The sequence below is a fragment of the Methylophilus sp. genome, assembly GCF_035460085.1.
Lineage (GTDB): Bacteria > Pseudomonadota > Gammaproteobacteria > Burkholderiales > Methylophilaceae > Methylophilus.
The window spans coordinates 69,916-92,115 of the sequence record NZ_DATHWZ010000048.1; the positions used below are offsets into that span (position 1 = coordinate 69,916).

The following is a 22,200-nucleotide window of genomic DNA, read 5'->3' on the forward strand; positions in this document are numbered from 1 at the left end:
GGCTTTCTATGCGTGCCAGGATAAAGTAAGCTAAGCGATTAATTAAAAAGTAATTTTTCAAGCTCAATCATCGGTATTTACTATGAAATGGATTGTATTAGGGATATTTTTAGCCTCTGTCAGCTACGTGCACTTTCGTGGCAAAGTGCGGCACAAGTTTTACCGGCAGCTTTTCGATCACTCAGGCATTGTGGCGCCATTCAATGTGTTTTTATACCTGTTTTCAAAAGCACCGACGACGCCTTATGTGCAAGTCAGCGAGTTTCCAGAACTAAAAGTGATCAGCGACCGCTGGCAGGATATCCTCAAGGAAGCCCTGCACGTGCGTGAGCAGGAGCGCATCGCTGCAGCAAAAAACAATAACGATGCAGGGTTTAACTCGTTTTTCAAAACCGGCTGGAAACGTTTTTACCTGAAGTGGTACGACGCAGAGCACCCTTCTGCCAACATTTACTGCCCGCAAACCGTGGCATTGCTACAGAGCATCCCTAGTGTAAAAGCCGCCATGTTTGCCGAGTTGCCACCGGGCGCGCATTTGAATCCGCACCGTGACCCTTATGCCGGTTCATTGCGCTATCACCTGGGATTAACAACGCCCAATAGCGACCTGTGTTACATCAAAGTGGATGGTGAGGATTACAGCTGGCGTGACGGTCAGGCGGTGATGTTTGATGAAACCTACATCCACGAAGCCTATAATAAGACCGACCAAACGCGGATCATCCTGTTTTGCGATATAGAGCGGCCAATGCGCTACAGTTGGGCGCAAGCCGTGAACCGTTTTCTGGCAAACACCATTGTCACCGCTGCCAGTTCACCTAATGAAGACGGTGACCAGACCGGCGTGATCAACCGCCTGTTTCACTATGCCTGGGTCGTTGGCCAATATCGCCGCCGCTTCAAACGCTGGAACAGGACGGTTTATCAAATCACCCGAATTGCACTGATCGCATTAGTCATCTATGCCATCTGGAAAATTTAGGATAAATAGTCTTAAAGTGATGATTAAACTTGAAACTTTGTCCATTTGCCCTTATCTTAGATCTTGAATGCAACAGGGTTTGAAGTTAAAAGTAATAACGTTTTATTTGAGAGGAAGAAAACATTATGTCTGATATGCAAGTTTTAGGTCGAGAGGGCAAGGTATCCGATACGCAGAACCGCGTATTGCGTAACACATACGCTTTGCTGGGCTTGAGCATGATTCCAACCGTCATTGGCGCCTACATTGGCCTGCAAATGAATTTTGGATTTTTGGCAGCGCATCCATTTATATTCGCAATCGGCTTTCTGGCTGTGATGTTTGGTATGTTCAAACTGATTGCCGTTAATCAGAACAGCAGCATCGGCGTCTGGTTATTGTTAGCCATGACATTCGCTTTCGGCATTATGCTTGGGCCAATTCTTCAGTATGCATTGCATTTGCGTAATGGTGCAGAGATTGTAGGCTTGGCAGCAGCAGGCACAGGGATTACCTTTCTAACTCTGGCAGGCATCGGTTCCTCCCCTGCACGTGACTTCAGCGGCATGGGTAAATTCCTGATGGTTGGCTTGATCCTGGCGATTGTTGCTGGTCTGGCAAACTTATACTTCCAGATTCCAGCCTTGTCATTGGCTATCTCTGGCGTTTCGGTATTGATTTTCTCAGCCTACATTTTGTATGACGTAAACCAGATTGTACGGGGCGGCCAGACCAATTACGTGATGGCGACTTTGAATCTGTATCTGGATGTCTATAACCTGTTTGTGAACCTATTAAATATTTTGTTGGCTTTATTAGGTAACCGTGATTAAGTAAGCGATAGCCAGTCAACAAAAAACCCGCCAATCGGCGGGTTTTTTGTTGTTTGAAATCGATACCAATAAAGGTTGTTTGGTTATTTATAACCGAACTGGTTTAATTCAGCCATAAAAGTGGTGGCTGTAAAGATAAATTAACATATAACTATATGATTTTTATAGAGAAAAAAACTTAATATACATGGTTTGATTTTTGCACTGCCTTAGCCAGTCGGGGGAGGCAGTGTGTGTTGAATAATAAATTAAAGTTGGTTTTGTTTTTGGCTACTTATTCTTGCGCTTTGATTGGTGCAGAGTTAAATGAAGGGCCAGAAAACAATAGTCCAAAGGTGGCAGAATCAAATACAACAATCCAGCTTGAAGAGATTGAGATTAAAGCCAAGCGGAGACGCATCATTACGCCATTGCCTGGCGTTCCCATAGACAAGGCCACTGCGACCACAAATATTCAAAGTGCTACCTCAAAAGAGATTGAAGAAAGTAAAGCACTAAATGTTACGGACTTCATGAATAGCACCATGCAATCTGTCACAATTAATGATTACACTGGCAATCCATTCCAGCAAGATCTAAATTTTCGCGGATTTACTGCGTCCCCACAAATCGGTACCCCTCAAGGCATTTCTGTATATCTTGACGGGGTGCGTGTAAATGAGGCATTCGGGGATGTCATGAATTGGGATTTGATTCCAATGAATGCTGTGGAAAGCCTGAATATGATTCCTGGTTCAAACCCGCTGTTCGGTTTAAACACACTAGGAGGTGCTCTTGCAATCCGAACCAAAGATGGATTCTCTGATAATTATCTTAGAACACAATATTTGACAGGCTCCTGGGGAAGGGAGCAGGCACAGTTTTCTAACGGTATGAATAATGGCACTTTTGCATTATTCACAGCCTACAACCATTTTAAGGAAGAGGGTTGGCGAGATAATTCACCGAGCAATTTAAGGCAACTTTTTAATAAAGGATCCGTGCGACTCGATAAAGGAGAGCTGAACTTTTCTGCTATAAATGTAGATACGGATTTAGTTGGTAACGGAATGCTTCCCTATGAAATGGCTGAGCAGGACAGGAAGCAGGTGTTTACCTCTCCGGATGAGGTCAAGAATTCGCTGGAGCATTACAATCTAAGTGGTAGCTGGTATGTTAATGATATGCTGACACTTTCAGCGATGGGCTATAAGAGGAAGATGGTTCAATCAGCAGTAGGTGCTGATGTCTATGATGCATATTATGCAGCTCAGCAAGTATGGGATCCTATTAATTATCCCGGAGCGGATAGGATAAATGGCATATTTAATTACATGGATCTCAATCAGAAAAGCCAGGGTTATACACTTCAAGCCGCTCTGGATTTGGAAAAGCACCAAATGGTCTTTGGAGCTTCAAGGGATTCCAATGATATACGATTCCTGCAGTCGCAGTTACTAGGTGAGATCAACGACAATCACGAAGTAAATCCTGTGAATAATCCAGCGTTTGACCCGTTATTCGACTTTGCCGTATATAGACAAATCCTCAGGAACAATTTGACTGGTTCCAGTCGTACCAAGAGTATTTTTATCTTCGACACCTGGTCGCCTACTGATAATTTGCATGTCAGTATGGGTGTGCGCTGGAACTGGACAAATGTAAAAAACTACCTGGAAGCCGAGGTTGGAAAAGATCCCTATAACTATACACCAGCGGACCTCCAAAGACTAAGGTGCGCAATCCCGGGTGAGCCCGCGCAAAACAAAGGATTATTCACTTGTAGTAGTGGTGATTATGATTATCGCAGCTTCAATCCATCTCTCGGCGTAACATGGGAATTTAAAGAGAATGTTTCGGTTTATACCAACGTAAGTAGGGGGGCGAGGGCGCCTACAGTGATTGAGCTTGGTTGTGCCAACGATAAAACCAAAGACAATACTATAGGCAGTACGAATTACCAGCAAGGATGCTCTATCCCAACTTCACTCTCGGCTGACCCTTATCTGAAACAGGTCAGGTCTACCGCATATGAGTTAGGTTTACGAGGAGTGGATGCCGACTTGGACTGGAATATCGGATTATTCAGAACTGATCTGACCGATGATATTTTATTTGTCCCACTTGGCCGAAAAAACCGAGGTGTTTTTGATAATTTTGGTCAAACGTTAAGGCAAGGTCTGGAGATGGGTGTCAAGTGGGATTGGGGCGACGATAGATTCAGCGTAAATTACACATTAATGAAAGCTACTTTCGAGTCCTCTGCGAGACTCGTTAACCCTGCAAATAGTAGTAATAGCCAGAATTCAAGTGGTGTGAATGCGCAAGCTTATGTTGATGTAAAGCCGGGGGATGAACTGCCCGGAATGCCTAATCATATTATGCAGGCAAGTTGGAATCATCGATTCAATGACAAATTCGATGCAACATTATCAATGATCATGCATTCGTCCTCTTACGTCAGGGGTAACGAAAACAATGAGCATCAACCAAGAGATAAACAGGGTATAGAGTTTTATGATTACATAGGAGATGGCAGTATTCCCGGCTATGCTGTTTTTAACTTCAGGGCTAATTACAAAGTGAGTCCTGGTATCAATATGTTTTTGAAAATAGACAATATTTTTGATCGTGAGTATTCAACTGCGGGAAACCTGGCTTTGACACCGTTCAATGCTGCGGGAAGGTTCATGACTGGCACTAATCAGGCAAGTTCAGAATGGAATAACACAACCTTTATAGGACCCGGCGCTCCAAGAGCTGCCTGGATAGGACTTTCAATTGATTGGAACTGGAAAAATAAAGCCCTCAAAGATTAATAGTAATTTCTACACCATAAGCCAGCAACCTGCTGGCTTATTTATTGGTTGTTTACTGCAACCACTCGGTGGTTTATTTCAACCACTATTACAGAAATGTTTTCTGCATTTATTTTTTCTTGTTTATGTAAAGAAAAATTAAACTAAAATGTATTTTTGGTAAAAAATAAATGATTAATAATCATGGAGTTATGTGAAATTAATTGTGCGAGAATGTTTGTGTAAATTTCTGATAAGCGCAATCTGGCTGGCATAAATTATGCGTTTCATTTAAGACGAAGCTGCTTGAACTTTAAACCATTATTAAAAATGCAGCAGGTATTGTTTTGCAATCTGACCATGGCAAGTGGAATAGATTTTAAAACATATATTCTTAAAATGAAGGAGATTAGTGATGAAGTTAAAAGAAATATTGTTAGCTAGTATGCTTGCACTTAGCGTAAACAGCGCCTATGCAGGGAATTTTGTATCGTTAACACAAGGTGTGGGCGGAGATCTTTCCCTCGCTAATGGTGGTTTGAAAAACGGTATCAATAATCCAAACAGGGATATTTTCTACATTGAGAATCTGACCTCAACTACTTATTTGAGTGGTTACGAGTATGGTTCAGACAATGGTGTAGTTGCATCCGCACTGAATTACAGGGCTTTCGCAACTACTACTGGTAATCCAACTATTTCAACAGGTACATTAACCCTGGTTGATTGGCGCGTGACTGACAATGTAACTTTGTTACCTGGCATTGCTCAAGCAACTGTGTTTGATTATGTCTACCGCGATAGCGCTGATGGCAAACTGGTTTTTGGTACGCGTTATATGAACCTTGTAGATAACGATCAAGAAGTTAACTATTTGTATCGTCAAGGTGCAGGCGACAACCCGAACGTTGCATGGACATTCCTTTCCGACTTTGATTTGCGTATGTATCAAGCAGGTCAAACAAATGATTTTACTTATGACCCAGTTGTAGATTACACAGATGGTATTGTGCGTCAAAAAGCAGATATCAGTGTCTCAGAGGGTAACCCATGGTCCGGCTTGTATTTAGTTAAGACAGATGCTGTTAACTACGGTCTTGGCGCAAATGCAATCGGATACTACCAAGCGGGTGAAGAGGGGCAAGCTGTTGTTGGGGGCTTTATGACTGGCTTCATTGCTACACCGGTACCAGAAGCTGAAACTTATGCCTTGATGATGGCTGGACTTGGCGTAGTTGGGGCTGCAGCGCGTCGTCGTAAAACTAAATAATGGTCTTATTAAACTATATGCCATGAAAAAAAGAGCGGGGAGCTAATGCTACCCCGCCATCTAATTATCTTAATATTGCGAGGAAATAATACTATGAAAGCTACTCTTTTGAAACAATCTTTAGCTGCAGCAGCGCTTACCTTTGCTGCTGTAGGTTCTGTATATGCAGGTGATTTCACCACTATTTCTAATAATGGCGCACGTACGCCAGGCAGTACCAACAACCCTGCAACTGATTCGTTCTTTATAAATGATTTGCCTTCTTCATGGACACTTAAGAATTCTGTGACAACTGATGTTTACTCACCAGTCGTTGGCAATACAAACCAGATTGTTGGTCAGTTTGTGGATTCTGTATGGTATGAAGGTTCGACTAACTCTTATATTATCGGTACCTATTTCCAGTTGACTGATGACGAATATGGAATTACTGAAATCAATTCTATTCTGCGTGCAGGTTTTGCTGATTACACGGGTAATTTGAGCGCTGCTTGGACTTATGCGTCAGATATTTACAGTGGAGCCGAAGCTGGCTATCGTTTGCGTGATCCTTCACGTTCTGATTACATTGCCTCTTATAACGCCACAACCGCTGATACAGGTGCATACTTCGATGCTGACAAAGTAGCTATTCGTACCGATGTAAGTCTGGGTGAAGATAATCCTAACAGTGGTTTGTATCTGATCAAGTTCAGCGCTGACAATGCACTCGTTGAGTGGACCTCAAATGCAGTGCATATCGTTCAAGGCGCATCAACTTCTGAAGGCGGTCGCATCCGCCAAGATATGTTTCTGAGCGGTTTTGCCGTTACCATGGTTCCTGAAGCTGAAACTTACGCTATGATGATGGCTGGTTTGGCCATGATCGGTAGTATTGTTCGCCGTCGTAAATCTGCTTAAGTTATTTAAGTACTGAAAATAAACCCGCCGATGGCGGGTTTATTTTTATTTAGCGTTAAAGATTGCTCGTGGCTTTCAGTGTGGCATTGAATGAGCGTGATTTATATTTTTGCTTTGTCCAGCCTACGCTGTTTGAAAAAACTGCTTAAAAGTGCCCCACACTCCTCAGCCATGACATTATTCGTAATCTCACAATGATGGTTTAATTTAGCTTCAGCCATTAAGTTAATCACACTACCGCAGCAGCCCGTTTTAGGGTCGCTAGCGCCGTATACCAGCCGTGAAATACGGGCATGCTGGATAGCGCCGCTACACATGGCGCAAGGTTCCAGGGTGACATATAGTGCGCAGTCTACTAACCGGTAGTTGCCTAGGTGTTGTGCAGCTTCACGCATTGCCTGGATCTCCGCATGGGCGGTAGGGTCATTCAGACTGATAGGGGCATTTTTACCGCGGCCTATCACCTCTCCATTTTTAACCACTATGGCGCCCACAGGTACTTCGCCCAGGCCAGCGGCTTCTTCAGCTAGCGCAATGGCTATGCGCATGTAATCTTGGTCTTGCATGATGTTTAGTGACTACTGGGTTTGTCAGCAAGGCGAATCAAAATGTACACCAGGCCCATGGTGAAAGCACCTGCCAGCCAGATTCCGATTTCCTGGTAGGTAGGGGTGGCATCTTGTACAGGTAGTACGATGAGTTTGCGGAGAAACATGACAAGTACTACTTCAACAAAAGTCTCTACCAGTAATTTATGGCCGCGAAGGTAACGTATCTCTGCTGAGATTAATGCAGATATAGACCATAGCAACATCAATGTGCCCAGGGCGCGTAAAAAGCCATGTACCAGATTGTTGGTTGAGGCGGCTTCTTTCACGTCTATAAAAAATAGCCAGGTGAACATGATCACCGAAATGGCGAGTGCCAGTCCGATGATGATATGCGCTAAGCCATTGAGCCATAGCATGGCTTTGATGGCGATGCGGTTAAGTGGCTCGAATTCTTCAGGCAATTGTTCTTGTGACATGCGGGTTCCATCTGCTAATCCAGACCAGATGATAAATCATTTGGTGAGCAATTGCTCCAGGCTGACCTGCGAGAGTTCTTTGATTAGCCACTGCATGGCTTTACCCATATCGATAGGGCGTTGGTTGCGCCATGCAATAAAAGTGGGAGCAACCGGCTTGGGTTCGGCTACCTGTTTAATGAGAAGTAAGCCTTTTTCAGCCGCAGATTGTGCCATCTGCCTGGGTAGGTAGCCGATGGCAATGCCTGAAATCTGCGCCTGTAACTTGGTCTGCATATCAGGCACAGTCAGGATGTCCTGGCCGGAGAGAATGCCGGAGCTGCGTGGAGGCAGGTTCCGCGAACTATCCGCTGCGGCGACAACCCGATGCTGTACGATATCATTGGCGCTTAAGGGCTCTGGAAGTGATGCTAAAGGGTGGTGCGGCGCAATGGCAAACACAAACTCAAGTTGGCCTAACAACTGTGTGCCAAATCCATTACCCGGCGGAGAATCACCAGGCGCGCCTATGGAAATATCTGCCCGATTAGTCTGTAGGGCATCCCAGCTACCGCCATAGACTTCTCGCAAAAGTTTGACGCGTGTACCAAAGCCTTGCTGATAGAACGCTTGCAATAAATTCAGGATAGGCTGGAAATCGAATAAATCACTGATGGCGATCGCGATGTCTGTCTCGACGCCAGTGGCAATCCTGCGTACGCGACATTCCAGCGTTTGAGCCGCATCCAGTAAATAGCGGCCTTCTTTCAACAGCTCAGTGCCGGCCTTGGTAAGCGTCGCGCGATGGCCGGTGCGGTCAAATAACTCTATGCCTAAATCTTCTTCCAGTTTGCGTACCGTGTAGGTCAATGCTGATGGCACGCGGTACAAGGCTTCTGCTGCTGCCGCAAAGCTGCCTTTGCGGGCTATCATGTCCAGTACTTCAAGTGCTTCAATGCTGAGTTTGATACTCATAAAATCTTAATCAAAAAAATTGAACGAGTGATGCAAAATGTTTTGCTATCAATGATGTAAGTCTTTTTTTATCATACATTTAATCTTTCAAACGGAGTGAATAAATGTTGAACATTCGTCCTTCTAATACCCGTGGTTATGCCAATCATGGCTGGCTAGAAAGTTTTCATAGTTTTTCATTTTCCAGTTATTACGATCCCGCCCATATGGGGTTTTCGGTATTGCGCGTCATTAACGACGATAAAGTCGCACCGGCAACCGGTTTTGGCATGCACGGCCATCAGGATATGGAAATCATTACTTACATGCTGGAAGGTGAGCTACGCCATACCGACAGCATGGGCAATGGGTCAGTCATTCGTGCTGGTGATGTGCAGCGGATGACCGCCGGTACTGGCGTGCGCCATAGTGAGATGAATGCCTCTGACAAAACCACTGCGCATTTATTGCAGATATGGATTGAGCCCGCGACTTTGAATCTGGCACCTGGCTATGAAGAAAAAACGATTTCTGTAGAGAGTAAATTAAATCGCTGGGCTTTGATCGCTTCGCCTGATGCCTGGGATGGCTCTTTGAAAGTCCATCAGGATGTGACTTTGTGCGCCACCGTACTTGAGGCAGAACATAGCCTGCCTCTGGAGGTTAGCGAAGGCCGCAGTGCTTATATGCACGTAGCGCGTGGTGAAGTTGAGATCAATGGTGAGCGCTTAGTCACTGGCGATGCGCTGAAAATTGAAGATGCGACCAAGCTGGAAATGCGCGCGCATGAAGAAAGTGAAGTGTTGTGGTTTGATTTGCCTGGCAATACAACATAGTTTTTAACATTAAATACTTAACAATAAGGGAGTACAAAAATGACTCAAGTCTCAATTGTGTATCACAGTGGTTATGGCCATACCGCAGAGCAAGCCAAGGCGGTAGCGCGCGGTGTCGAGAAAGTGACAGATGTAGAGCTGCATCTTTTCACTGCGGAAGAAGCCCAGCAGCAATGGGATGTACTTAAAGCAAGTGACGCGATTATTTTCGGTAGCCCGACGTATATGGGTTCAGCATCAGCGGCGTTTAAAGCTTTTATGGAGGCCAGTTCAGAGAAGTGGTATGTCCGCGAGTGGAAAGACAAGATTGCAGCCGGATTTACCACCTCAGCCAGCCAAAGTGGGGACAAGCTCAATACATTAATACAGTTAGCGGTATTTGCAGCGCAACACGGCATGATCTGGGTCGGCCAGGATTTATTGCCGGGGAACAATAATAGCAAAGGGTCGGTCAACGATTTAAATCGTTTGGGTGGCTTCTTGGGCGCGATGGCGCAGGCGAATGCGGATCAGGGTCCTGAGTTTGGTCCGATTCCTAGTGATCTATTGACTGCCGAACATTTGGGTGAGCGCGTTGCTACGATTGCCAAACGGTTTTCTGAATCTAAATAACAATCCAAATTAGGGAGAAATTCAAGTGAAAAAGTTATTCTTAGCCGTAAGTCTGTTGGCAGCTTCACAAGCCTGGGCCGCTACCGAAACATACAATATTGATGCTGCGCATAGTTTTGCCAACTTCAGTATCCGGCATGTGGTTGCCAAAACCTCTGGTACGTTTAATGATGTGACTGGAGTGATCACACTTGATCCGGCCAACTTGAATACCGCTACCGTGCGCGCCACTATTAATGTTGCCAGTGTGAACTCTGGTTTAGCCAAGCGCGATGAGCATATCAAAGCCGACAAATATCTGGATGCCGCCAAATATACACAGATTCAGTTTGAAAGCACCAAGATCACTGCTTCTAATCAGAATCAGGCCATCTTGCAGGGCAAATTGACCATGCATGGCGTCACCAAACAAGTGGATATTCCTGTACGCGTACTAGGATACGGTTCTGATCCATGGGGCGGGCAACGCGCTGGATTTGAAGGGCATGTGACTCTGAAAGCCTCAGATTACGGTTATGGCTGGGCGACTGGTGCTAACTCACCAGTAGGCGATGACATTGAAGTCACCTTGTTGATTGAAGGTGTTAAAGCTAAATAACATAGTTATAAAGGATACAGGTAATAGCTATATCAATGCGGAAGCCTTGTTTGGTCAGGCTTCCGTATATTCTTTTCAAGATTCGTAAAATGTAAGTATCGGAGACTAAGCATGGCATTGGATTTATTTTCCCCATTAACACTTGGCGCAATCGCATTAAAAAATCGCGTAGTGATGGCACCTCTTACGCGTAATCGTGCAGGTGAGGGCGGTGTACCGCAGGCCATTAATGTGACGTATTACGAGCAGCGCGCCACAGCGGGCCTGATTATTACAGAAGCAACGCCAATTACACCAATGGCCCATGGTTACCCGGCCTTGCCAGGAATTTATACCGATGCACAGATTGCCGGCTGGAAAAAAGTGACTGATGCTGTCCATGCGCAAGGTGGCAAAATCGTCATCCAATTGTGGCATGTTGGACGTATTTCACACCCTAGCTTGTTACCGAATCAGTCGCTGCCAGTTGCGCCTTCTGCAATCAAGCCTGCTGGCCAGGCTTTCACTTATCAAGGTTTACAGGACTATGTCACTCCACGTGCGTTGGAACTGGATGAATTGCCGACTATTGTTCAAGATTATGTACATGCTACCCGTTGTGCCATCGCAGCCGGTTTTGATGGGGTGGAAGTGCATGCAGCAAATGGTTACCTGCTAGACCAGTTTTTAAGGGATGGCTCAAATCATCGTGAAGATGCTTATGGCGGGTCCATAGAGAATCGCACCCGATTATTGCTGGAAGTAGTGCAGGCCGTAGTGGAAACGATCGGAGCGGATAAAGTGGGTGTACGTATTTCCCCGGTGAATCCGTTCAATGACATGAAAGATAGCCAGCCGCAACACACTTTCAATTATGTAGCCCAGGCGCTCAACCAGTTTGGCCTGGCCTATCTGCATGCGGTTGAAGGCGGCATTCATGGTGGCGGTGAATCTGAGCCGTTTGATTTTGAGGCGCTGCGTAAACTGTTCAATAATGGCTATATCGCCAATCTTGGCTATGACAAAGCGCGTGGCAATGCAGTGATTGCCAGTAGGCATGCAGATGCGGTGGCTTATGGTGTGCCGTTTATCGCGAACCCTGACCTCGTCTCGCGCTATGCGAAAGATGCTCCATTGAATGAAGCTGACTCTTCATCATTCTATGGTGGCACTGACAAGGGATATACGGATTATCCGTTCTTGAGCGCCTAATTGTTTTGCCGGGTCTTATGGCCTGGCTTTATACCTCAAGTTTTATCACCGGACTTGTCGCTCACGGTGTGCGGGCGTAGAATTCGCGCAAAGCAAATTCAATGGGCTAACGCTCCGTACATTGTGAGTTAATTTCTGCATGTCTCCACCTGATTCAAATATTATTCCCCCCAAGTTAATTGTTGCCAACTGGAAAATGCATGGCAGCCTTGCTGTTAACCAGGCGTTGATAGAAGGTTACCTGAAAGGACTGGCAGTGCTTCCACAAACGGATGTGGTGGTGTGTGTGCCATATCCATACCTGGCACAAGCAAAATCGTTGTTATCAAGCTCGCGGATTGGTTGGGGTGCGCAAAATCTTGCCAAGTTCGAGCAAGGTGCTTATACCGGTGAAGTGGCTGCAAGCATGTTGCGTGATTTTGGCGCGCAATATGTGATTATCGGCCATTCAGAACGCAGTACTGCCTACTGCGAGTCGGATGAAAATATCGCCGAAAAAATGATGGTGGCCAAGCGCCATGGACTGAAGCCGATTTTATGCGTCGGTGAAACCTTGCTAGAACGTGAAGCCGGTGTGATGGAGCGGGTGGTCGGTCGTCAATTAGAAACCATTATTCGCCTGTTTGGTGGCGAGGCGTTTGCCGATGCCATTGTTTCTTACGAGCCGATTTGGGCGATTGGCACTGGTTTAGCCGCGACCGCCGAGCAGGCGGTCGCCATGCACCAGTTTATTCGCGAGTCAGTGGCGAATGCAGATAAATCGGCCTCTGCAAGCTTAAAAATCCTTTACGGAGGCAGCGTAAATCCACAAAATGCGGTACAATTATTAAATCAGAAGGAAATAGATGGTGCGCTGATCGGTCGTTGTTCACTAGATGTTGGGCAATTTATAAAAATATGTCAGGCCGTTCCTGTAAAATAGCACCTCTAACTCAATAGCAAGCGTGCCAAAAGCATCATTGTTATTACATTATCGGATTAAGGAATATGGAAAACGTCATTCTTGTCATTCATGTGTTGGCAGCAGCTTCAGTGATTGGCCTGGTCTTATTGCAGCACGGCAAAGGCGCTGACATGGGTGCAGCATTCGGAAGTGGCGCCTCAGGTAGTTTGTTCGGGGTTTCAGGCTCTTCCAATTTGCTCAGCAAGCTGACATCGATTTTTATTACAGTATTTTTTGCAACCAGTTTGACGCTGGCATTTATGTCCAGTCATAAAGCGGGTTCTGGCAGCGTGGTTAAATCGCCGCTGACACAACAGGCTCCGGCCAAAGGTGAGGCAGATGAATCTGCCAAGCCGGTTGAAAATACACCCAAAGATATTCCTAATTAATTTTTAGCCGTCGTGGTGGAATTGGTAGACACGCTATCTTGAGGGGGTAGTGACGAAAGTTGTGCGAGTTCGAGTCTCGCCGACGGCACCAGCGATGTTGAAGTGTGATCTATTAGTGATTCTAGGTTTCACGACGTCGGCTGGTTGAGGAGTGTTTGCTTGGGCGTGTTTCTTGTGTCGTTGTCAGGCCCTTAGGTTTGCAGTGAAATGACTTGTTAACATGATCGATGAAGGCAAATCAGTGTTAGAAAATTATTTCCCGATTTTGATGTTTACTCTGGTGGGCTTGGGCGTTGGCCTGGGGCCACTTATCCTGGGTAAACTCGTCTCTCCGCATCGGCCTGATGCGGAAAAAAATTCTCCTTATGAATGTGGCTTTGAAGCATTTGAAGATGCGCGCATGAAGTTTGACGTGCGTTATTACCTGGTCGCCATTCTGTTTATCCTGTTTGATCTCGAAATTGCTTTTCTTTTCCCCTGGGCGATTGTGATTCAGGAGATTGGCCCGGCTGGTTTTTGGGCAATGATGGTTTTCTTGTTTGTACTGGTGGTCGGCTTCATCTTTGAATGGATGAAGGGCGCTTTAGAGTGGGACTGATGGGAATAGGAATAATGCTATGAGCATTGAAGGCGTACTGGAAAAAGGCTTTGTCACCACCACACTGGATACGGTGATCAATTACACACGAACCGGTTCTCTATGGCCGATGACGTTTGGCCTGGCTTGTTGTGCCGTAGAAATGATGCATGCTGGCGCGGCGCGTTATGACCTGGACCGCTTTGGTATCGTATTCCGCCCCAGCCCGCGGCAATCGGATGTGATGATTGTGGCCGGCACGCTGGTCAACAAAATGGCTCCTGCGTTGCGCAAGGTTTATGACCAGATGGCCGAGCCACGCTGGGTTATTTCTATGGGTAGCTGTGCCAATGGTGGTGGTTATTATCATTATTCATACGCGGTAGTGCGTGGCTGTGACCGGATTGTGCCGGTAGATGTTTACGTGCCAGGTTGCCCGCCAACTGCAGAGGCTCTGTTGTATGGCATTATCCAGCTTCAGAAAAAAATCAAGCGGACTAATACGATTGCCCGAACCTGATACCCTCACCAGAAATTAAAAAACTCAGCTAAGAAATTAACCTATGTCCGCAAAACTCGAACATTTATCTGCGCAGCTCAAGTTAGCCCTGGGCGATGGCGTGGTCAGGCTGGAACAAAAGCTGGGTGAGATTACGGTAGAGGTACATGTAAAACATTTGTTGGCGGTGGCTGATAAATTGAAGACGCATGCAGAACTCAAGTTCGAGCAGCTGATTGATTTGTGTGGTGTGGATTATTCTGACTATGCTGACGGACGCTGGGAAGGACCACGCTTTGCGGTGGTGTTACATCTGTTGTCTGTGGGCTTGAATCAGCGCGTGCGTATTCGTACATTTGCGACAGATGATGATTTTCCTGTATTTCCGACATTGGTTGATGTCTGGCCAGTAGCTAACTGGTTTGAGCGCGAAGCGTTTGATCTTTACGGCCTCATGTTTGAAAATCATCCGGATTTACGCCGCCTGCTGACTGATTATGGGTTTGTCGGCCATCCGTTCCGTAAGGATTTCCCCATGATCGGCAATGTGGAAATGCGCTATGACCCGGTACAGCAGCGCGTGGTGTATCAACCGGTATCGATTGATCAACGCAATAATGTACCGCGCCTGATTCGTGATGAAGGAAAACATCATGGCTAAATCTGGCAAGCTAGGGAATTTTTAGTATGGCTGAAATTAAGAATTACACCATGAACTTTGGCCCGCAGCACCCTGCGGCGCATGGTGTGTTGCGTTTGGTACTTGAGCTGGATGGCGAAGTGATTCAGCGTGCAGATCCGCATATTGGCTTGCTGCATAGAGCAACAGAAAAGTTGGCCGAAAACCGCACTTACCTGCAAAGCGTACCGTATATGGATCGTCTGGATTATGTCTCTATGATGGCCAATGAGCATGCCTATGTGATGGCGATTGAGAAGATGCTCGGGCTCGAAGTGCCGATCCGTGCGCAATACATCCGTGTCATGTTTGATGAAATCACACGTATCCTCAATCACTTGCTATGGCTAGGCGCGCATGCGCTGGATGTCGGGGCGATGACGGTGTTCCTGTACGCCTTCCGTGAACGTGAAGATCTGTTCGATGTGTATGAGGCGGTCTCTGGCGCACGTATGCATGCAGCCTATTACCGTCCGGGCGGTGTGTACCGTGACCTGCCGGAAAAAATGCCGCAGCACGAAACGACTAAGTTCCGCAGTGACGCAGAAATCAAAAAACTGAATGAGAACCGCCAGGGTTCCATGCTGGATTTTATTGAAGACTTTACCAACCGCTTCCCGACTTATGTTGATGAATACGAAACACTGCTTACCGATAACCGTATCTGGAAACAGCGTACTGTAGGTATCGGCGTGGTGACACCTGAACGGGCGTTGGCTTTGGGCTTGACTGGTGCCATGCTGCGTGGTTCGGGTATCGCCTGGGATTTGCGCAAGAAACAACCGTATGAAGTCTATGACAAGATGGACTTTGATATTCCATTAGGTGTGAACGGAGACTGTTATGACCGCTACCTGGTGCGTGTGGAAGAGATGCGCCAGTCCAACCGCATTATCAAGCAATGTATAGACTGGTTACGCGTGAATCCTGGCCCGGTGATTACTGCTGATAATAAGATTGCGCCGCCTAACCGCGAAGGCATGAAAACCAATATGGAAGACTTGATCCACCATTTCAAGTTGTTTACAGAAGGCTTTCACGTGCCAGTAGGCGAGGCTTATGCCGCCATTGAGCATCCTAAAGGTGAGTTTGGTATTTATATGGTTTCCGATGGTGCCAACAAGCCTTATCGCTTGAAAATTCGTGCGCCAGGATTTGCGCATCTGGCAGCGCTGGATGAAATGACCAGAGGGCACATGATTGCCGACCTGGTGGCGATTATTGGTACACAAGATATTGTGTTCGGCGAAATTGATAGATAAAAGTCGATAGGTAATCGGATCGACCAGATCCGGATTTCACAGTGGATAAGTCGAAAAGATATTAAGGTACAAGCATGTTAAGTGCAGAATCGATAGAGAAAATTGAATACGAATTGGGCAAGTATCCCAAAGACAGGCGCCAGGCAGCAGTGATGTCCGCTTTGCGTATTGTGCAAATGGAGCGTGGCTGGTTGTCCAAGGAAAGTATTTCTGAAGTAGCGAAGTATCTGCGGATTCCGGAAATTGCCGCACTGGAAGTCGCCACTTTCTACAATATGTATGAGCTCGAGCCGGTGGGTGAACACAAGATCACCATCTGTACCAATATCTCGTGTATGTTGCGCGGGTCGGATGAGATTGTCGAACATCTGCAGCACAAACTCGGTGTTGGCTTTAATGAAGTCACCGCCGACGGCAAATTCTGCCTGAAAGAGGGCGAGTGCATGGGCTGTTGCGGCGGCGCGCCGTTGCTGCATGTGAACAACAGTCAAATGCATGAGTTTCTGACCACTGAAAAAGTGGATGCACTCATTAATGAGTTAAACAAGGGCTGAAGGAACGGGTAATGGCAAGCACTTCAAATATCCCTGCTGATAAACCACCTGTGATTAAAACAGACCTGGCCGGGCAGACGCTGGTCACTTTGCGCACGCTGACCGAAGAAAATCCTGCCGCGCTCTCTACTTATGAAAAACTGGGTGGTTATGGTCAACTCAAGCGATTGGTCACTGAGGGAATCAAAGCGCCGGAAATCATCAGCCAGGTAAAAGTATCCAACCTGCGCGGGCGCGGCGGTGCAGGTTTTCCGACCGGCTTGAAGTGGAGTTTCATGCCGCGTTATTACGACGGCACCAAATACCTGGTCTGTAATAGCGATGAAGGCGAACCGGGCACATTCAAAGACCGCGATATTATCCGTTACAACCCGCACCAGTTGATCGAAGGCATGGCGATTGCCGCCTACACACTAGGTGCGAGGGTAGGGTACAACTATATTCACGGAGAAATCTGGCAAGATTACGAAATATTTGAGACTGCGTTGGCAGAAGCACGCGAAGCAGGTTACCTGGGTGAAAACCTGTTCGGCACCAGCTTCAGTTTTGATCTCTATGCCGTGCACGGCTACGGTGCCTATATCTGCGGTGAAGAAACTGCCCTGATCGAATCCATTGAAGGCAAAAAAGGGCAGCCGCGTTTCAAACCGCCATTTCCTGCCAGTTATGGCGTATTTGGCAAACCTACCAATGTCAACAATACCGAGAGCTATACTTCGATCCCATGGATCATGCAGCATGGCGGTCAGGCATTTGCTGACCTGGGTGTGCCTAATTCTGGCGGTAGCAAGTTATTTTCGGTGTCCGGCCATGTCGAAAAGCCTGGCAACTATGAAATCAAAATGGGCACGCCATTCAAGGACCTGCTGCAAATGGCCGGCGGTATCTGGAAAGGACGTCAGCTAAAAGCGGTGATTCCAGGCGGCCCGTCCACGGCAGTCATGCCAGCCAGCGCCATTGAAAATGCCACTATGGATTACGACGGCTTGAGTAAAGCAGGTTCCAGCCTGGGTGCGGGTTCCATGATTGTCATGGATGACACCACCTGCATGGTCAAAACATTGAAACGCCTGAGCTATTTCTTTTATGAAGAAAGCTGTGGCCAATGTACGCCATGCCGTGAAGGTACCGGCTGGGTGTATCGTATCATTGAGCGTATCGTCAATGGCAAAGGCAAGATGGAAGACCTGGATCTGCTGACTGATTTAAGCAACAACATTTCCGGCCGCACGATTTGCGCGCTGGGAGATGCAGCGGCGACGCCGGTGCTGAGCTTTATCAAGCATTTCCGCCCGGAGTTTGAGTATTACATACAGCATGGCAAATCCATGGTTGACGGTAAATAAAAATCTATTTTTGAGATCACCTCAACAAATAAATTTTAGAGATAGCAGATATGTTAAATATTGAAATTGATGGCAAACCACTAGAGGTCGAACACGGCAGCACTATTATTGATGCTGCAGATGCGGTAGGCATTGCCATCCCGCGTTTCTGCTATCACAAAAAACTGTCTGTCGCCGCTAACTGCCGTATGTGCCTGGTACAGGTAGAAAAATTCAATAAGCCATTGCCCGCCTGTGCAACTCCGGTGGCAGATGGCATGAAGATTTATACACGTAGTAAGTCTTCGGTTGAAGCGCAGAAAAGCGTCATGGAATTTTTGCTGATCAACCACCCGCTTGATTGCCCGATTTGCGACCAGGGCGGTGAGTGTGATCTGCAGGATATCGCCGTCGCTTATGGCGCTTCGGGCTCACGTTACACTGAAGAAAAGCGGGTAGTGTTCAACAAGAACATTGGCCCATTAGTCAGTACCGATATGACACGCTGTATACAATGTACCCGTTGTGTGCGCTTCCTCAAGGAAGTCGGCGGCATGCAGGAGTTGGGACTGGTCAACCGTGGTGAGCATGCTGAAATTACCGCCTATGTGGATCAATCAGTTAACTCTGAGTTAAGCGGCAACATTATCGATTTATGCCCGGTCGGCGCCTTGACCAGTAAGCCCTTCCGCTATTCTGCGCGAAGCTGGGAGCTGGTACGCCGACCTTCAATTGCCCCGCATGACGGCCTTGGCTCACATGTTGAAGTGCATGTTAAAGATAACAAAGTCATGCGCGTGTTGCCGCGTGAAAAAGAGTCAATCAACGAATGCTGGTTATCTGACCGCGACCGTTTCTCTTACGAAGGCCTGAACAGTCCGGATCGCCTGAAAGTGCCGATGATCAAGCACAACGGGCAATGGCAGGAAACAGATTGGAAAACAGCGCTGGAATTTGCTGCAGGCCAGCTCAAAGACATTACCAAACAACATGGTGGAGAGGCGCTCGGCGTGCTGGTTTCTCCAAACAGCACCATGGAAGAAGGTTACCTGATCAAGCAACTGGCTGATGGCCTTGGATGCGGCAATGTCGACTACCGCCTGCGCCAGACCGATTTCCGCCTGGATGGCAAGCGTACCGGTACGCCGTGGATGGGCTGCAATATCCAGGAAGTTGAAGAGCTGGATCGTATACTGCTTATCGGATCCAATATCCGTAATGAACACCCATTGCTGGCACAACGCATCCGTAAAGCGGTGGCTAATGGTGCTGAGCTCAGCATTGTCAGCCCGCTGGACAATGATCCATTGATGGATATCGCGCATAAAGTGATTGTGCGCCCTAATGATATGGTCAATGTGCTGGGACAGATCCTGAAAGCGATGTCCGGTTTGCAAAAACTGTCGCTTTGCCTGCCACCGGCATTGAATGCGTTACTCGAAGAAATCCAGGTGCGTCCGAATACGCAGAAGATCGCGGAAAGCCTGGCGGGTATCCGTGATGACCTGATCCTGATCGCGCCCAAGGTTGGCATTTTCCTCGGTAATATGGCATTGAGTGATCCGCGCTTCACCGAGATGTACAGTATGGCAGAAGCGATTGGTGGTATCAGTGGTGCTAAAGGCGGCATCCTGCCACCAGCGGCCAATAGCACCGGTATGCACATGCTGGGCGTGATGCCTTCAGCCACTGGCATGCATGCGCGCGCCATGTTAGAGGTGCCGCGCAAGGCTTACCTGTTATTGAATATCGAGCCTGAACTGGATTGCCAGCATGCTGCATTGGCGAATGACGCCATGGCAAAAGCCGAGTGCGTGGTGGCATTAACCGCCTATAAGTCTTCCGCACTTGAAAACGCCGATATCCTGCTGCCTATTGCACCCTTCACAGAGACTTCCGGTACCTTTATGAGTATGGAAGGCCGCGTGCAGAGCTTCAAGGCGGTGACCCGTCCGCTGGGCGAGTGCCGTCCTGGGTGGAAAGTGTTGCGTGTGCTGGCGAATACCCTGGGCTTGTCCGGATTTGATTACAACAGCTCTGATGAAGTGAAGAACGCACTTTTCAATGGTGAGAAGCCTTCGGCAGTGGTCTGGCGTAGCCTGAATAACAACCTGAAGGAGCTAGTTGAGATCCAGGTCAATATCAAGAAGGAGGGCTTGCAACGTATCGGCGAAGTTCCGCAATATGAGTCGGACCCTATCGTGCGTCGCTCCGCGCCATTGCAAAAAACCAAGTACAACATCCGCCCGATGGCGCGTATACATGGCGATCAGTTGGCTGAATTAGGCTTGCAGGATGGAGATATTGTGGTTGTCCGCCAGAGCAAAGGCAGTGCGGTACTGAAAGTGCGCGTAGATAATCATGTGGCTAAAGGTTGCGTGCGTGTAGCGGCAGCACATCCACTGACGGTTGGGTTGGGCGACCTGATGGGGGATATCACCATAGAAAAAGCGGCAATCGACCAAGTGGCGATTTACGAAAAACAACTGACCGAGATGGCATAACATGCAATTCTTCTCTGAATTATTTGGATCCTACTGGCCAGATGTGCAACTGGCGACCTGGACGCTGGTAAAAATTGTCGCCATTGTGCTGCCATTGATGATTTGCGTCGCGTACCTGACCTATTTCGAGCGTAAGGTCATTGGCTACATGCAGGTACGTATCGGCCCCAATCGTGTGGGTCCGTTTGGCTTGTTACAACCGGTGGCAGATGCTTTAAAACTGTTGTTTAAAGAAATTATCCTGCCTACCGCGTCCAATAAGGTGTTGTTCTTTATTGGCCCGATTCTCACCATTGCCCCAGCTTTCGCTGCCTGGGCGGTGATACCGTTTGATGCAACACTGGTACTAGCCAATATTGATGCCGGTTTGTTATATATCCTGGCGATGACTTCCGTGGCCGTTTACGGCGTGATCATTGCCGGCTGGGCATCCAACTCCAAATACGCTTTCCTTGGTTCATTACGATCAGCCGCACAAATTGTGTCTTATGAGATCGCCATGGGTTTCACACTGGTTGGTGTGCTCATGTGTGCGAACTCACTCAACCTAGGCAAGATTGTCATGGGGCAGGAGGGTGGTTTCTGGCACTGGTACTTTATTCCATTGTTTCCCTTATTCATCGTGTATTTTATCAGTGCCGTCGCCGAGACTAACCGCGCACCGTTTGATGTCGCCGAAGGTGAATCCGAGATTGTGGCCGGTTTCCACGTTGAATATTCAGGCATGGCTTTCGCCGTATTCTTCCTGGCGGAATACGCCAACATGATATTGGTTTCCATGCTGGCGGCTTTGATGTTCCTTGGCGGCTGGTTGTCCCCCGTACCTTTCCTGCCTGATAGCATTCTGTGGTTACTGGCAAAAGTCGCTTTCCTGCTATTCATGTTTTTATGGTTCCGCGCGACCTTCCCGCGTTACCGCTATGACCAGATCATGCGTCTGGGCTGGAAAGTATTTATTCCAATCACACTGGTATGGATTGTCGTGGTGGCCGCCATGATGCAAACGCAGTGGGCTTATTTGTTCCATTGATGAATATTCACACTTTGGATAATGCACAAACAGGGATTACAGAAACCTAACCATGTTGAACGCGATTAAAAATACATTAGGCAGTTTGATGTTATGGGAAATGCTGAAAGGCATGGCCCTGACCGGACGCTATTTCTTTGCCAAGAAAATCACTATCCAGTACCCGGAAGAGCGCACGCCGCAATCGAACCGATTCCGTGGTTTGCATGCGTTACGCCGCTACCCGAATGGTGAAGAGCGCTGCATTGCCTGCAAATTATGTGAAGCGGTATGCCCTGCGATGGCAATCACCATCGAATCTGACCAGCGTGATGATGGTAGTCGCCGTACTACGCGTTATGACATTGACCTGACCAAGGGTATTTTCTGTGGCTTTTGTGAAGAGTCCTGCCCGGTAGACAGTATTGTTGAAACCCGTATTTTTGACTATCACGGCGAACAGCGCGGTGACCTGATTTATACCAAAGAAATGTTGCTGGAAGTGGGGGATAAATATGAGG

The 22,200-nt window shown here is 47.4% G+C and carries 23 protein-coding genes and 1 tRNA gene; 21 read left to right on the top strand and 3 right to left on the bottom strand.

The features are described from left to right. Positions 1 to 82 precede the first annotated feature (82 nt). The 5 genes from lpxO (at position 83) to VK958_RS07605 (ending at position 6,741) form a co-directional block, all read left to right on the top strand. On the top strand, positions 83 to 982 hold the full coding sequence (gene lpxO, locus VK958_RS07585; RefSeq protein ID WP_325240362.1) for a lipid A hydroxylase LpxO: 900 nt from the start codon (positions 83 to 85) through the stop codon (positions 980 to 982). A gap of 125 nt (positions 983 to 1,107) precedes the next feature. Next, positions 1,108 to 1,794, top strand: a complete 687-nt coding sequence (locus tag VK958_RS07590; RefSeq protein WP_325240363.1) for a Bax inhibitor-1 family protein — start codon at positions 1,108 to 1,110, stop codon at positions 1,792 to 1,794. A gap of 233 nt (positions 1,795 to 2,027) precedes the next feature. Then, a complete protein-coding gene (locus VK958_RS07595; RefSeq protein WP_325240364.1) occupies positions 2,028 to 4,592 on the top strand; it encodes a TonB-dependent receptor in 2,565 nt (854 codons plus the stop codon). Between the two features lie 394 nt (positions 4,593 to 4,986). Further along, positions 4,987 to 5,841, top strand: a complete 855-nt coding sequence (locus tag VK958_RS07600; protein ID WP_325240365.1) for a PEP-CTERM sorting domain-containing protein — start codon at positions 4,987 to 4,989, stop codon at positions 5,839 to 5,841. A 93-nt stretch (positions 5,842 to 5,934) separates the two neighbouring features. Further along, positions 5,935 to 6,741, top strand: a complete 807-nt coding sequence (locus VK958_RS07605; RefSeq protein WP_325240367.1) for a PEP-CTERM sorting domain-containing protein — start codon at positions 5,935 to 5,937, stop codon at positions 6,739 to 6,741. 101 nt (positions 6,742 to 6,842) lie between these two features. Here the strand turns inward: VK958_RS07605 and tadA are convergent, their stop codons facing one another. The 3 genes from tadA to VK958_RS07620 are packed head-to-tail and all read right to left on the bottom strand — an operon-like array spanning position 6,843 to position 8,722. Further along, a complete protein-coding gene (gene tadA / locus VK958_RS07610; protein WP_325240368.1) occupies positions 6,843 to 7,307 on the bottom strand; it encodes a tRNA adenosine(34) deaminase TadA in 465 nt (154 codons plus the stop codon). Between the two features lie 5 nt (positions 7,308 to 7,312). Then, positions 7,313 to 7,768 (bottom strand): phosphate-starvation-inducible PsiE family protein, encoded by a 456-nt coding sequence (locus VK958_RS07615; protein ID WP_325240370.1) that lies wholly within the window; start codon positions 7,766 to 7,768, stop codon positions 7,313 to 7,315. A gap of 36 nt (positions 7,769 to 7,804) precedes the next feature. Next, a complete protein-coding gene (locus VK958_RS07620; protein ID WP_325240371.1) occupies positions 7,805 to 8,722 on the bottom strand; it encodes a LysR family transcriptional regulator in 918 nt (305 codons plus the stop codon). 104 nt (positions 8,723 to 8,826) lie between these two features. Here VK958_RS07620 and VK958_RS07625 point away from each other — a divergent pair, with 104 nt between their 5' ends. From VK958_RS07625 to nuoI, 16 genes are all read left to right on the top strand, one after another. Then, the gene (locus tag VK958_RS07625) at positions 8,827 to 9,537 is read left to right on the top strand and encodes a pirin family protein (protein WP_325240373.1); all 711 of its coding nucleotides are present in this window, start codon (positions 8,827 to 8,829) and stop codon (positions 9,535 to 9,537) included. A 39-nt stretch (positions 9,538 to 9,576) separates the two neighbouring features. Next, positions 9,577 to 10,149 carry a flavodoxin family protein gene (locus VK958_RS07630; protein WP_325240375.1) on the top strand — a complete coding sequence of 191 codons (573 nt, stop codon included), beginning with the start codon at positions 9,577 to 9,579 and terminating at the stop codon, positions 10,147 to 10,149. Between the two features lie 25 nt (positions 10,150 to 10,174). Then, positions 10,175 to 10,747 carry a YceI family protein gene (locus VK958_RS07635; RefSeq protein WP_325240377.1) on the top strand — a complete coding sequence of 191 codons (573 nt, stop codon included), beginning with the start codon at positions 10,175 to 10,177 and terminating at the stop codon, positions 10,745 to 10,747. 111 nt (positions 10,748 to 10,858) lie between these two features. Continuing rightward, the gene (locus VK958_RS07640) at positions 10,859 to 11,938 is read left to right on the top strand and encodes an alkene reductase (protein WP_325240379.1); all 1,080 of its coding nucleotides are present in this window, start codon (positions 10,859 to 10,861) and stop codon (positions 11,936 to 11,938) included. Between the two features lie 139 nt (positions 11,939 to 12,077). After that, positions 12,078 to 12,860, top strand: a complete 783-nt coding sequence (tpiA, locus tag VK958_RS07645; protein WP_325240381.1) for a triose-phosphate isomerase — start codon at positions 12,078 to 12,080, stop codon at positions 12,858 to 12,860. Between the two features lie 65 nt (positions 12,861 to 12,925). Beyond that, positions 12,926 to 13,270: a preprotein translocase subunit SecG gene (gene secG, locus VK958_RS07650; protein WP_325240383.1), complete on the top strand. Its 345-nt coding sequence runs from the start codon at positions 12,926 to 12,928 to the stop codon at positions 13,268 to 13,270. A 6-nt stretch (positions 13,271 to 13,276) separates the two neighbouring features. Then, positions 13,277 to 13,361: transfer RNA gene (locus VK958_RS07655), tRNA-Leu, on the top strand. Positions 13,362 to 13,538: 177 nt separating this feature from the next. Further along, positions 13,539 to 13,868: an NADH-quinone oxidoreductase subunit A gene (locus tag VK958_RS07660; protein ID WP_325240405.1), complete on the top strand. Its 330-nt coding sequence runs from the start codon at positions 13,539 to 13,541 to the stop codon at positions 13,866 to 13,868. A gap of 19 nt (positions 13,869 to 13,887) precedes the next feature. Beyond that, complete coding sequence (locus VK958_RS07665; RefSeq protein ID WP_055825969.1) at positions 13,888 to 14,367, top strand: NuoB/complex I 20 kDa subunit family protein; 480 nt, start codon at positions 13,888 to 13,890, stop codon at positions 14,365 to 14,367. 43 nt (positions 14,368 to 14,410) lie between these two features. Further along, a complete protein-coding gene (locus tag VK958_RS07670; protein ID WP_325240386.1) occupies positions 14,411 to 15,007 on the top strand; it encodes an NADH-quinone oxidoreductase subunit C in 597 nt (198 codons plus the stop codon). A 26-nt stretch (positions 15,008 to 15,033) separates the two neighbouring features. Beyond that, positions 15,034 to 16,287, top strand: a complete 1,254-nt coding sequence (locus VK958_RS07675; protein WP_325240388.1) for an NADH-quinone oxidoreductase subunit D — start codon at positions 15,034 to 15,036, stop codon at positions 16,285 to 16,287. Positions 16,288 to 16,361: 74 nt separating this feature from the next. After that, entirely contained in the window at positions 16,362 to 16,841 is a 480-nt protein-coding gene (nuoE, locus tag VK958_RS07680; protein ID WP_055825963.1) for an NADH-quinone oxidoreductase subunit NuoE, read from the top strand. Between the two features lie 11 nt (positions 16,842 to 16,852). After that, positions 16,853 to 18,187, top strand: coding sequence for an NADH-quinone oxidoreductase subunit NuoF (gene nuoF, locus VK958_RS07685; protein WP_325240391.1), 1,335 nt, complete (start codon positions 16,853 to 16,855; stop codon positions 18,185 to 18,187). A gap of 50 nt (positions 18,188 to 18,237) precedes the next feature. Beyond that, positions 18,238 to 20,670, top strand: coding sequence for an NADH-quinone oxidoreductase subunit NuoG (gene nuoG, locus VK958_RS07690; RefSeq protein ID WP_325240393.1), 2,433 nt, complete (start codon positions 18,238 to 18,240; stop codon positions 20,668 to 20,670). Position 20,671: 1 nt separating this feature from the next. Next, positions 20,672 to 21,700 carry an NADH-quinone oxidoreductase subunit NuoH gene (gene nuoH, locus VK958_RS07695; protein ID WP_325240395.1) on the top strand — a complete coding sequence of 343 codons (1,029 nt, stop codon included), beginning with the start codon at positions 20,672 to 20,674 and terminating at the stop codon, positions 21,698 to 21,700. 52 nt (positions 21,701 to 21,752) lie between these two features. After that, positions 21,753 to 22,200 (top strand): NADH-quinone oxidoreductase subunit NuoI (nuoI, locus tag VK958_RS07700; RefSeq protein ID WP_325240397.1); only part of this gene is annotated, 448 nt, incomplete at its 3' end.